At 31.6% G+C, this 13,569-nt stretch carries 10 protein-coding genes; 9 read left to right on the top strand and 1 reads right to left on the bottom strand.

Annotated features, from left to right (window positions below; genetic code table 11):
- Positions 1-121: 121 nt before the first annotated feature.
- Together pheS and pheT are read left to right on the top strand one after the other, a co-directional pair.
- The gene (gene pheS, locus HMPREF3131_RS08415) at positions 122-1,180 is read left to right on the top strand and encodes a phenylalanine--tRNA ligase subunit alpha (protein ID WP_017175722.1); all 1,059 of its coding nucleotides are present in this window, start codon (positions 122-124) and stop codon (positions 1,178-1,180) included.
- The gene (gene pheT, locus HMPREF3131_RS08420; RefSeq protein ID WP_049416184.1) at positions 1,180-3,582 is read left to right on the top strand and encodes a phenylalanine--tRNA ligase subunit beta; all 2,403 of its coding nucleotides are present in this window, start codon (positions 1,180-1,182) and stop codon (positions 3,580-3,582) included. The genes pheS and pheT overlap by 1 nt, the downstream gene beginning before the upstream one ends.
- Before the next feature lie 438 nt (positions 3,583-4,020).
- On the opposite strand, the gene rnhC is transcribed toward pheT, so the two are convergent.
- Positions 4,021-4,947, bottom strand: coding sequence for a ribonuclease HIII (gene rnhC / locus HMPREF3131_RS08425; protein ID WP_017175720.1), 927 nt, complete (start codon positions 4,945-4,947; stop codon positions 4,021-4,023).
- Between the two features lie 213 nt (positions 4,948-5,160).
- On the opposite strand from rnhC, the gene zapA reads away from it, so the two are divergent.
- The 7 genes from zapA to HMPREF3131_RS08460 all read left to right on the top strand — a co-directional run bounded on the left by zapA (position 5,161) and on the right by HMPREF3131_RS08460 (position 13,508).
- Positions 5,161-5,427, top strand: a complete 267-nt coding sequence (zapA, locus tag HMPREF3131_RS08430; RefSeq protein WP_017175719.1) for a cell division protein ZapA — start codon at positions 5,161-5,163, stop codon at positions 5,425-5,427.
- Positions 5,428-5,949: a CvpA family protein gene (locus HMPREF3131_RS08435; protein WP_061544464.1), complete on the top strand. Its 522-nt coding sequence runs from the start codon at positions 5,428-5,430 to the stop codon at positions 5,947-5,949.
- A 73-nt stretch (positions 5,950-6,022) separates the two neighbouring features.
- A complete protein-coding gene (polX, locus tag HMPREF3131_RS08440; RefSeq protein WP_017175717.1) occupies positions 6,023-7,735 on the top strand; it encodes a DNA polymerase/3'-5' exonuclease PolX in 1,713 nt (570 codons plus the stop codon).
- 9 nt (positions 7,736-7,744) lie between these two features.
- Positions 7,745-10,096 carry an endonuclease MutS2 gene (locus tag HMPREF3131_RS08445; RefSeq protein ID WP_017175716.1) on the top strand — a complete coding sequence of 784 codons (2,352 nt, stop codon included), beginning with the start codon at positions 7,745-7,747 and terminating at the stop codon, positions 10,094-10,096.
- Between the two features lie 180 nt (positions 10,097-10,276).
- A complete protein-coding gene (gene trxA, locus HMPREF3131_RS08450; RefSeq protein ID WP_002449989.1) occupies positions 10,277-10,591 on the top strand; it encodes a thioredoxin in 315 nt (104 codons plus the stop codon).
- Between the two features lie 96 nt (positions 10,592-10,687).
- Positions 10,688-12,472 (top strand): excinuclease ABC subunit UvrC, encoded by a 1,785-nt coding sequence (uvrC, locus tag HMPREF3131_RS08455; protein ID WP_049382514.1) that lies wholly within the window; start codon positions 10,688-10,690, stop codon positions 12,470-12,472.
- Positions 12,473-12,893: 421 nt separating this feature from the next.
- Positions 12,894-13,508: a succinate dehydrogenase cytochrome b558 subunit gene (locus tag HMPREF3131_RS08460; RefSeq protein ID WP_017175714.1), complete on the top strand. Its 615-nt coding sequence runs from the start codon at positions 12,894-12,896 to the stop codon at positions 13,506-13,508.
- Positions 13,509-13,569 lie beyond the last annotated feature (61 nt).

The following is a 13,569-nucleotide window of genomic DNA, read 5'->3' on the forward strand; positions in this document are numbered from 1 at the left end:
CTTAGGCATAAATTTGGGTGGTACCACGGAAGGCTTTCGTCCCAGTTATTTAGGGATGAAAGTCTTTTTTTAATTTAATAAAGTAAATTTTATGATAAATAGAAAGTATGAGGTGTAAGTCATGACTCAAAATGATTCAATGACAGAATTAAGACAACAAGCTTTAGTAGATATTAACGAAGCGCAAGATGAACGTGCTTTACAAGATGTCAAAGTAAAGTATCTAGGAAAAAAAGGCTCTGTAAGTGGTTTAATGAAAAATATGAAAGATTTACCAAATGAAGAAAAGCCAGCTTATGGACAAAAAGTAAATGAGTTAAGACAAGCAATTCAAAATGAACTTGAAGAAAAACAAGAATTATTAAAAAATGAAAAGTTAAACCAACAACTTGCTGAGGAAACAATTGATGTTACATTACCTAGTCGCCAAATTAATATTGGCTCAAAACATCCATTAACTAGAACGGTTGAAGAAATTGAAGATTTATTCCTAGGATTAGGATATGAAATTGTTGATGGATACGAAGTAGAACAAGATTATTATAATTTTGAAGCTTTAAACCTTCCTAAATCACATCCAGCCCGAGATATGCAAGATAGTTTTTATATTACAGATGAGATTTTAATGCGTACGCACACGTCTCCAGTGCAAGCACGTACAATGGAAAAACGTCACGGTCAAGGACCAGTAAAAATTATTTGTCCTGGGAAAGTGTATCGACGAGATTCAGATGATGCTACACATAGTCATCAATTTACACAAATTGAAGGTTTAGTAGTAGATAAACATATCAAAATGAGTGATTTGAAAGGAACGTTAGAGTTAGTAGCTAAAAAATTATTTGGTGCTGATCGTGAAATTCGATTACGACCAAGTTATTTCCCATTCACAGAGCCATCAGTGGAAGTAGACGTCTCTTGTTTCAAATGTAAAGGTAAAGGATGTAATGTATGTAAACATACTGGATGGATTGAAATCTTAGGTGCAGGTATGGTACATCCTAATGTTCTAGAAATGGCCGGTTTTGATTCAAATGAATATTCTGGCTTTGCATTCGGTATGGGGCCAGATCGTATAGCAATGTTAAAATACGGAATCGAAGACATTCGTCATTTCTATACAAATGATGTGAGATTCCTTAATCAATTTAAAGCTGTAGAAGATAGAGGTGAAGCATAATGTTGATTTCAAATGAATGGTTAAAAGATTACGTAGATGCTGGTGTACCTGCTAAAGACTTAGCTGAGCGTATTACACGTACGGGTATTGAAGTAGCAGATATTATAGATTACTCAAAAGATATTAAAAATGTAGTAGTAGGATATGTAACATCTAAAGAAAAACATCCAGATGCAGATAAATTGAATATCTGTCAAGTTGATATAGGTGAAGAAGAACTTGTTCAAATTGTTTGTGGGGCACCTAATGTTGATGAAAATCAATATGTGATTGTGGCTAAAGTAGGTGGACGTTTACCTGGAGGTATTAAAATAAAACGTGCCAAATTACGCGGAGAACGTTCGGAAGGTATGATTTGTTCCTTACAAGAAATTGGTGTCTCAAGTAATGTTGTACCAAAAGACTATGAAAATGGAATTTTCGTATTTCCTAGTGAAGTGACACCGGGAACTGATGCATTAGACGCATTATATCTTAATGATCAAATTATGGAATTTGATTTAACACCTAACCGTGCAGACGCTTTAAGTATGGTGGGAACTGCATATGAAGTTGCAGCATTATATCAAACTGAAATGACTAAACCAAACACAACGCTTAACGAAACTGAAACTTCAGCAACAGATGAGTTATCAGTGACAGTTGATAATCCTGAAAAAGTTCCTTATTACAGTGCAAGAGTTGTTAAAAATGTGAGAATTGCACCATCACCTATCTGGATGCAAGCACGTTTAATTAAAGCTGGTATCCGTCCAATTAATAATGTAGTTGATATTTCTAACTATGTATTACTTGAATATGGTCAACCACTTCATATGTTTGATCAAGACCATATGGGTTCTAAAGATATCGTTGTACGTCAAGCGAATGAAAATGAAACAATGACAACATTAGACGATACTGAAAGAACGCTTATTGATACAGATATCGTTATCACAAATGGTAAAGAACCTATTGCATTAGCTGGTGTTATGGGTGGAGATTTTTCAGAAGTGACTGATCAAACAATGAATGTCGTAGTAGAAGGTGCGATTTTTGACCCTGTATCTATCCGTCACACATCACGTCGTTTGAATTTACGTAGTGAGTCTTCAAGTCGTTTTGAAAAAGGTATTGCAACAGAATTTGTTAATGAAGCAGTCGATAGAGCTTGTTATTTACTTGAACATTATGCTTCTGGTGAAGTATTAAAAGATAGAGTGGCACAAGGAGATTTAGGTTCACTTGTTACGCCAATTGATATTACTGCGGAAAAAGTAAATCAAACAATTGGTTTTAATTTATCAAATGATGAGATTAAAGCTATTTTCGAACAATTAGGATTTAAAACGATTCAAAATGCCGATACTTTAACAGTATATGTACCTTCACGTCGTAAAGATATTTCAATTAAGGAAGATTTAATTGAAGAAATAGCAAGAATATACGGATATGATAATATTCCTTCAACTTTACCAGTGTTTGATGATGTAACTAGTGGAAAATTGACAGATCGTCAATATAAAACGCGTACGGTAAAAGAAACACTCGAAGGTGCAGGATTAAATCAAGCCATCACATATTCACTTGTGTCTAAAGACCATGCCAAAGATTTTGCATTACAAGAACGTCCTACAATTAGTCTACTTATGCCAATGAGTGAAGCGCATTCTACATTACGTCAAAGCTTATTACCACATTTAATCGAAGCAACAACTTATAACGTAGCACGTAAAAATAAAAATGTAAGATTATATGAAATTGGACGTGTGTTCTTTGGTAACGGCAAAGATGAATTACCGGATGAAATCGAATATTTAAGTGGTATTCTAACTGGAGAATATGTAGTTAATACTTGGCAAGGTAAAAAAGAAGAGATTGATTTCTTTATTGCTAAAGGTGTAGTCGATCGAATTGCTGAAAAATTAAATTTAGGTTTCACTTATAAAGCTGGCGAAATAAAAGGCCTTCATCCAGGTAGAACTGCGATTGTTTCATTAGAAGGTAAAGAGATAGGATTTGTAGGAGAATTACATCCTCAATTAGCAGCTGAAAATGATCTTAAACGCACATATGTATTTGAATTAGACTATGATGCAATGATGCAAGTAGCTGTAGGTTACATTAATTATGAACCAATTCCAAAATTCCCTGGTGTGTCAAGAGATATCGCTATGGAAGTAAAACGTGACATGCCTTCATCAGAATTATTAGACATTATTCATGAGAATGGTGAAGACATTCTAAAAAATACACTTGTATTTGATGTGTATGAAGGTGAACACTTGGAAGAAGGTAAAAAATCAGTAGCCATTCGTTTAAATTATTTAGATACTGAAAATACACTTACAGATGAACGTGTTTCTAAAGTGCATGATAAAATTTTAGAAGCATTAAAAGCTAAAGGCGCTACAATTCGATAATAAATTAAAGAAGAGATTGGGATATACATCCTAAAAAAATAGCCAGTAAATGAGTTTATTATAAAGTCATTTACTGGTTTCATTATTTACAATACTTTGTATAGTTGGTTCGCTTTATTAGGGAATAAATTTAGTCTGTAGTCTTTAGCGTATCCTATTTTATCAAGAGTCGCGCTAAAATGCTTTTTTTATGTAATTTTACATTGAAATACTTTTAAAAAATAAGGCACTTTCGTATAATTTAATAAACTTCATTAAATTAACGAGGTACCTTATGTATAAAGATTCTAACATGACTCAACTTACTTGACCGATAGAAACTTCAGCACTTGTTCCCGCAAACGATGTGTCACGATATGTAAATAAAAGTGTTGAAACAATTCTCGATACTGAATTTGATGAATTTAGACATCATCGTATAGCATTCTAAAATGTTCTTTATTGATACTTTTTATTAACCAACGTCCATGCTTTATCACGATTTTTAAAATGTTTTTTTGAAATAGAATCTAACTTACTAATATTATATTTTTCAATAATTTGAGCAGCGATTAAATCTACTTTATGACTCGCGCCTTTTGGAATATCAAAATGCATCATTTTTGATATTGAATCCATGTGCTTAATAAAAGCATAGCGAGAAATGATACTTGCTGCTGCAATAGCAAGGGATTTAGATTCTCCCTTTGTTTCAAATTTTGTTTGATTTGGAAAAGGTAAGTCGCTTAGAGCATAACGCTTGTAGACGTTACGTTCTGCAAATTGGTCAATGACAATGTAGTCTAATGCTTTAGTATCTATCTTGTTAGTTACATTTTTTATCGCTTCATTATGAAGGACTGCTTTCATTTTTACTTGAGACCAACCTAGTGCTTGTCTTTCATTATATTTAGTATTGTTTAATGTAAGTAATGAATGAGGAATAAAGGTAATCAGTTGTTCTGCAAGTTCTATAATTTTAGTGTCTGTTAATTTTTTCGAATCATCTACGCCTAGCGTTCTTAAAATATCTATATGCTCTTTAGATACAAAAGCAGCACAAACCGTTAATGGACCAAAATAATCGCCACTTCCCGCTTCATCACTACCAATACAGTTATAATCATTATATGTTATATTATGTAAATCATCTGCCTTTGAAGATTTTGAATTAGTTACAGAATCAGTAGTACAAAATTGACGCGCTATATGTTCAGCATGTTTTCCTTGAAACATAACTTTACCAGAATTGTAAATACTAATGACAGTGTCATGATATTTGGTTCTTGCTTTCATCCCATTAGGTAAATTGGATGTACTAAAGTTAATTTGGTTCAACAGTTGCTCAATATCTTGATTAGTTAATTTATGTACTACATTTCCCATAAAATGTTTAAACCTCTCTTTTAAAATTCTAATAGATATACTTTAACATAATGAAGATAAAAACGTAGGTTTAGTGGTATAAATAAATAGTATTTTAAATCTATAATTACAAATAAGAGACGCTCATGTATAATAATAATAATCTACTTATTCACTCAACAAAACATTAGTCAAAGAAATTTAAAATATTATCAAAAGTCAGGAGTTAATACAATGGGAGAATTTAAAAATCGTATTAATGTATCGATCAATGATCAAAATTTTACGATTATCGGTGACGATGATCCTGAACACATACGTTATGTAGCACATTTAGTAGATGAACAGCTAAGATTATTAGGACGTAAATCAGCAGGATTAGATACAACAAGAAAAGCAATTTTAACTGCAGTGAATATCATGGACGAAAAAGTGAAATTGGAAGAAGAAAACGAAATATTAAAACAAATGATTTATGAATTAAAACAACAGGATAGCTAAATGACTATAGATTTAGTAATGATACTTATTATTTTGATGTATATGATAATTGGTTTTAGAAGAGGCCTTTGGCTGAATAGTCTTCATTTGTCGTCTACGCTTGTCTCACTATTCATTGCGCATCGTTTTTACCAATATATATCAAAACAAATGATTGTTTTTGTTCCATTTCCTAAAACAGTTGCTTTTGATACGCACTTCGCATTTCAATATCATGATGTACAACAACGTTTTGATACTATTGTGGCATTTTTATGTATTGCTTTTATAAGTAAGTTGCTTTTATATCTTATTATTGTAACTTTTGATAATATAGTGTCATATCATAATATTCATGTTACAAGTCGAATATTGGGAAGCTTATTAGGTAATATTGCCAGTGTGATTGTACTGCAACTTGTTTTATATTTAGTATCTTTATATCCTAATGAATGGATTCAAGAAAGTTTAAAACACGGTTATTTAAGCCATATTATTCTATTTAAGATGCCGTTTTTATCATCTTATATACTAAATTTATAAATAAAAAAAGATAAAAGGTCAGGACTAGGTGATGGATATAAACCTCCTGGTCTCTTTTTATGGAGTGAATGTAATGACAAAGAAAGATGTAATTCAACTACTAGAAAAAATTGCTATATATATGGAATTGAATGGAGAAAATACGTTTAAAGTATCTGCTTATCGTAAAGCAGCACAAAGTCTTGAAATAGATGAACGTTCTTTAGATGAAATAAAAGATGTTACTGAATTAAAAGGAATTGGAAAAGGGGTAGGAGAGGTCATTAGCGAATATCGAGAAACAGGTACCTCATCAACTTTAAAAGAATTGCAACGTTTAGTTCCTGAAGGATTAATTCCTTTAATGAAAATTCAAGGTTTAGGTAGTAAAAAAATTGCAAAGTTGTATAAAGAGTTAAATATTACAGATAAAGAACATCTTCAAGAAGCTTGTGAAGCGGGAAAAGTTAGTGAACTAAGTGGATTTGCTAAAAAAACGGAACAAAACATACTTGAAGCAGTAAAAGCACTAGGAGCTAAAAAAGATCATTATCCTATTGATTTGATGCGACATTTAAATAAAGATATTATGACTTATCTAGAACAATTAGAAGAAGTTGAACATTATTCTGAAGCAGGTAGTTTCCGTCGTTATAAAGAAGTAAGTAAAGATTTAGACTATATTATTAGTACACGACACCCTCTTCATGTACAACAACACCTTTTAAATATTCCAAATAAAGTGAAAGAAGTCGCAGTTGGAGAAACGAAAGTGTCACTTGAATTGGAATATGATGATGAAACGATTGGTGTAGATTTTAGACTTGTTGAACCAGAAGCCTTTTATCATACCTTACAGCACTTTACAGGTTCCAAAGATCATAACATTCGCATTAGACAACTTGCTAAAGCACAAAATGAAAAAGTGAGTGAGTATGGTATCGAACAACAAGATGGAACGTTACTCCAATTCCAAAGTGAAGCTGAAATTTACCAACACTTCGGTAGACATTGGATTGCTCCAGCAATGCGTGAAGATGGCAGTGAGTTTGATCGTGATTTAAATTCAATCATTACATTAGATGATATTAAAGGTGATCTTCATATGCATACAACGTATAGTGACGGCGCTTTTTCTATACGAGAGATGATTGAAGCAAACATTAAAAAAGGCTATGAATACATGGTCATTACGGATCATTCAAAGAGTTTAAAAGTTGCGCATGGATTACAAGTTGAACGATTATTACGTCAAAATGAAGAAATAAAAAATTTGAATGAAGAATACACAGAAATAGATATTTACTCAGGTACAGAGATGGATATTTTACCTGATGGATCATTAGATTATGAGGATGATATACTATCGCAACTTGACTATGTTATTGCAGCTATTCATCAAAGTTTCAATCAATCTGAAGAAGAGATTATGAAGCGCCTAGAACATGCATGTCGTAATCCTTATGTTAGACATATTGCACATCCAACTGGTCGTATTATTGAGCGACGTGAAGGGTATCAACCTAATATAGAACAGTTGATGCAACTTGCAGAAGAAACACAAACGGTAATGGAAATTAATGCTAATCCAAAACGATTAGATTTAAATGCTGCCACTGTAAAAAAATATCCAAATATTAAATTAACAATTAATACAGATGCTCATCATGTGGATCATCTTGATTTTATGAAATATGGCGTAGCTACTGCGCAAAAAGGATTTGTAAATAAAGATAGAGTGATTAATACAATGACGCGTGACGCTTTTAAAAACTTTATTAATAATAATATTAAATTACAGAAATAGAGGGATTGTATGAGACAAAAAACATTAGACGTCTTAGAGTTTGATAAAATCAAATCATTTGTAGCTTCTGAAACGATAAGTGATTTAGGACGTGAAAAAGTGTCTAAAATGTCTCCAGCAACTGATTTTGAAACTGTAGAATTTCAAATGAATGAGACAGATGAAATATCACAAATTTATAATAAACATCGTTTACCTAGTTTAAGTGGTTTATCAAAAGTATCACCATTAATTCACCGTGCTAAAATTGGTGGAGTGCTTAATGTTACCGAATTAAATGTAATTAAGCGGTTGATACAAGTACAAAATCAATTTAAAACATTTTATAATCAACTGCTTGAAGAAGATGAAGGCGTCGTAAAGTATCCAATTTTAAATGAAAGAATGAATCAACTACCTGTACTTACTGATTTATATCAAGAAATAAATGAAAAATGTGATGCTTACGATTTATATGATAATGCAAGTTATGAATTGCAAGGTATTCGAAGCAAAATATCAAGTACGACTCAACGCATTAGACAAAATTTAGATCGTATTGTTAAAAGTCAAGCTAATCAAAAGAAACTTTCAGATGCCATTATTACAGTGCGAAATGATCGCAATGTGATACCGGTAAAAGCAGAATATCGACAAGATTTTAAAGGGATTGTGCATGATCAATCAGCTTCTGGACAAACCCTTTATATTGAACCATCTTCTATTGTTGAAATGAATAATCAAATTAGTCGATTAAGAAATGATGAAGCAGTAGAACGTGAACGTATATTAACAGAATTAACAGGTTTCGTAGCTGCCGATGATGATAATTGTTTAGTGGCAGAGTCGGTTATGGGTCAAATTGATTTCTTAACGGCTAAAGCGCGCTATGCACGATCAATTAAAGGGACAAAACCTACTTTTTATAAGGAAAGAACGGTTTATTTACCTAATGCTTATCATCCTTTATTGAATAAAGATACAGTCGTAGCAAATACAATTGAATTTATTGATGATATTGAAACGGTTATTATTACGGGACCTAACACAGGTGGTAAAACTGTCACTTTAAAAACGTTAGGACTTATCATTGTGATGGCTCAATCCGGGTTACTCATTCCTACATTAGATGGTAGTCAATTGAGTGTATTTGAAAACGTATATTGTGATATAGGTGATGAACAATCGATTGAACAATCGCTATCTACGTTTTCATCACATATGAAAAATATTGTAGAAATTTTGAAAGAAACGGATAAAAATAGTCTTGTTTTATTTGATGAATTAGGTGCTGGAACCGATCCGAGTGAAGGTGCAGCTTTAGCTATGAGTATTCTCGATCATGTGAGGGAGATTGGTTCACTAGTTATGGCAACGACACATTATCCAGAGCTTAAAGCTTATAGTTATAATCGTGAAGGCGTTATGAATGCAAGTGTTGAGTTTGATGTGAATACATTAAGTCCAACTTACAAATTATTAATGGGTGTTCCTGGACGTTCCAATGCCTTTGATATTTCTAAAAAATTAGGTTTAGGATTAAACATCATTAATAAGGCTAAAACAATGATTGGTACAGACGAACAAGAAATTAATTCAATGATAGAATCATTAGAGAAAAACTCTAAACGTGTGGATGAACAACGTATTGAGCTTGAAAAATTATTGAGAGAAGCACGAACGACGCATGATGATTTGGAACGTCAGTATCAACAATATAAAAATTATGAACAAAAATTAATGGATGAAGCTAAAGATAAAGCAAATCAGCGCATTAAATCAGCTACAAAAGAAGCAGATGACATTCTAAAAGATTTAAGAGAAATGCGAGATAAAAAAGGGGCCGACGTAAAAGAACATGAATTAATAGATAAGAAAAAACATTTAGAAGATCAATATGAAGCTAAATCCTTAAAACAAAATGTAAAAAAACAAAAATGGGATGATATTCATGCTGGCGATGAAGTTAAAGTATTATCTTATGGCCAAAAAGGCGAAGTATTAGAATTAAGCGGAGAAAATGAAGCTGTAGTTCAAATGGGTATTATCAAAATGAAGTTACCTATTGAAGATTTAGAAAAAACGAAAAAGAAAAAAGAAAAACCAACGAAAATGGTGACACGCCAAAATCGTCAAACTATTAAAACAGAATTAGACTTAAGAGGCTATCGTTATGAAGAAGCGGTTGGAGCTTTAGATCAATATATTGACCAAGCTGTATTAAGTAACTATGAACAGGTTTATATTATTCATGGTAAAGGTACAGGTGCACTTCAAAAAGCAGTTCAAAATCATTTAAAAAAACATAAAAGTGTTCAATCTTTTCGTGGTGGACTGCCAAGTGAAGGCGGATTTGGTGTTACAGTAGCAGAACTTAAATAATATAAAACTAGAATGTTGATTTTTTTAAAATTTGACGTACAATAAAGCAAGCGTTTAATCTTAACACAAGTTTATGACAAGATTAATAAATAGTGATAAAGATGAGCAAGAGCAATGCAGATATATGGAAAGTCTGTTATAATTTGCTCATCATTTAATATTTAAGGAGGATTGGCAATTATGGCAATCGTAAAAGTTACAGATTCAAATTTTGATGAAAACATTCAATCAGGTGTTAAATTAGTAGATTTTTGGGCAACTTGGTGTGGACCTTGTAAAATGATCGCCCCTGTGTTAGAAGAATTAGCTGGAGACTATGATGGTAAAGCAGACATCTTAAAATTAGATGTAGATGAAAATCCATCTACTGCTGCTAAATATGAAGTAATGAGCATCCCAACTTTAATCGTATTTAAAGATGGAGAAGCAGTAGATAAAGTAGTAGGTTTCCAACCTAAAGAAAACTTAGCAGAAGTTTTAGATAAACATCTATAATATTTAGTACAATTATAAAAGAATGGGGCATTACATGTTATGTAATCGCTCCGTCTTTTTTATGTGAACGTCAAGTTAATAGAAAGGAGGAGACGGATGACCGACTACGAAGAAAAAATTAGAGATAAATTAAGTGTCGTCCCATTTGAACCAGGCTGTTATTTAATGAAAGATCGAAATGACCAAATTATTTATGTAGGTAAAGCAAAACGATTACGAAATCGACTACGTTCTTATTTTACTGGTGCACATGATGCAAAAACTACACGTCTTGTAAGTGAAATTCGTAACTTCGAATTTATTGTAACTTCAAGTGAGACAGAATCATTATTACTTGAGTTGAATTTGATCAAACAATATCAACCTCGCTACAATATTTTATTAAAAGATGATAAAAGTTATCCTTTTATAAAGATTACTAAAGAAAAACATCCTCGTTTACTTGTGACACGTACAGTAAAAAAAGGTACAGGAAAATATTTTGGACCTTATCCTAATGCATATTCAGCACAGGAAACTAAAAAATTATTAGATCGTATTTATCCTTTTAGAAAATGTGATAAAATGCCTGATAAATTGTGTCTATATTATCATATCGGTCAGTGCATGGGACCATGTGTGTATGATGTAGATCAACAAAAATATGCACAAATGACACGTGAAATTACTGACTTTTTAAATGGAGAAGATAAAACAATTCTTCATAATCTTGAAACACGCATGCTAGATGCTAGTGAGAAGTTAGATTTTGAACGTGCTAAAGAATATAGAGATTTAATTCAACATATTCATAATTTAACTAAAAAACAAAAAATTATGTCTTCAGATAATACAATTAGAGATGTTTTTGGATATAGTGTTTCTAAAGGTTGGATGTGTATTCAAGTATTCTTTATTAGACAAGGAAATATGATTCAACGTGATGCAACAATGATTCCTCTACAACAAACAGAAGAAGAAGAATTTTATACATTCATTGGACAATTCTACAGCTTAAATCAACATATTTTACCTAAAGAAGTACATGTACCGAAAAATTTAGATAAAGATATCATTCACTCTGTGGTTGATACAAAAATTGTTCTACCTGCGCGTGGAACAAAGAAAGAAATGGTTGATTTAGCTAATCATAATGCTGAAGTTGCACTAGAAAATAAATTTCAATTAATCGCTAAAGACGAATCTAGAACGATAAAAGCTATCGAAGAACTTGGTGAAAGAATGGGCATTCAAACACCGATAAGAATTGAAGCATTTGATAACTCAAATATCCAAGGTGTTGATCCTGTTTCGGCAATGGTAACATTTGTGGATGGTAAACCGGATAAAAAAGGATATCGTAAATACAAAATTAAGACTGTGAAAGGTCCTGATGATTATAAGTCGATGAGAGAAGTTGTACGTCGTCGTTATACGCGTGTACTTAATGAAGGTCTTCCATTACCAGATCTTATTATCGTTGATGGTGGTAAAGGACATATGTCTGGCGTCATAGATGTACTAGAAAATGAACTGGGTTTAGATATTCCTGTTGCTGGATTAAGAAAAAATGATAAACACCAAACATCTGAATTATTATACGGTACAAATGCTGAGGTTGTACCTCTAAAGAAAAATAGTCAAGCCTTTTATTTGCTTCATAGAATCCAAGATGAAGTACATCGTTTTGCGATAACATTCCATCGTCAAACTAGACAAAAAACTGGATTACAATCTGTTCTTGATACAGTAGAGGGTATAGGAAGTAAACGAAAAACAAAATTATTAAGAACATTTGGTTCTATTAAAAAAATGAAAGAAGCTAGTATAGAAGATTTAAAAGCTGCAGGATTACCTAAAAAGGTAGCTGAAAATCTACAATATGCTTTAAAAGAAGATTAATTTCAAAAAAAGGGGTATGACTTTGAATTTCATACCCCATACATTTAGAAAGAATGTTACAATATAGTTAACAAAAGGCTTATTTTTTTAAGAAAGTATGGAAGCGTTTTCTAAATAAGAAATATTATCATTTTATAGTAGTTACACAATTATCATGTAATACTTGTATATCTCATTTATTCGTCTTGTTTTTAATTATATTTACTTTTTTAAGACATACTTGTAGTTATGAAAAATAATAATACTCAAACTAATAAAAAGTAGATGTTTGATTTGTTTAATTTTCAGAAAATTTACAATCATTATAACTATTATATTTTTATGCATACGAGTACTAAATAAAATAGTAAATGCGTTTATAGTACTATCTTAAAAAGAAGCTATTTAAATTTATTATGTTTTATAACAGGGGGGACTCCTTTTGGCTAAGTCTAAAAATGAATTTTATCTTAGACGTCTTCATTCACTACTAGGGATTATTCCGATTGGTGCGTTTTTAATTGTTCATTTAATGATTAACCACCAAGCGACTCAAGGAGCTGAGGCTTTTAATAAGGCTGCAGGCTTTATGGAATCTTTACCATTTTTATTAGTAACTGAACTTATTTTGATTTACATTCCAATTTTATATCATGGACTATATGGTATTCATATTGCTTTTACTGCTAAAGAAAATATCGGCCATTATTCATTATTTAGAAACTGGATGTTTGCGCTACAAAGGTTAACAGGGATTATTGCTTTCGTATTCATCTTTGTACACCTATGGCAAACACGTTTACAAAAACTTTTCTTTGGTAAAGAAATCAGTTATGACATGATGCATCAAACGTTACAAAATCCAATTTGGGTTATCGTATACATTATTTGTGTTATTGCTGTCATTTTCCATTTTTCTAATGGTATTTGGTCATTCTTAGTGACTTGGGGATTTTTACAATCTAAAAAATCACAACGTATTTTCACATGGGTTTCATTAATTATTTTCTTAATTCTGTCATACATAGGTGTGACTGCAATTTTAGCTTTTGCATAAAAAATGAAAGTAAAAAAAGCATAGTTATAAAAGGAATCAATAGGTTAGTTTCAGATATATT

It is taken from the genome of Staphylococcus sp. HMSC14C01 (assembly GCF_001808085.1).
In the GTDB taxonomy this organism is placed as follows: domain Bacteria; phylum Bacillota; class Bacilli; order Staphylococcales; family Staphylococcaceae; genus Staphylococcus; species Staphylococcus hominis.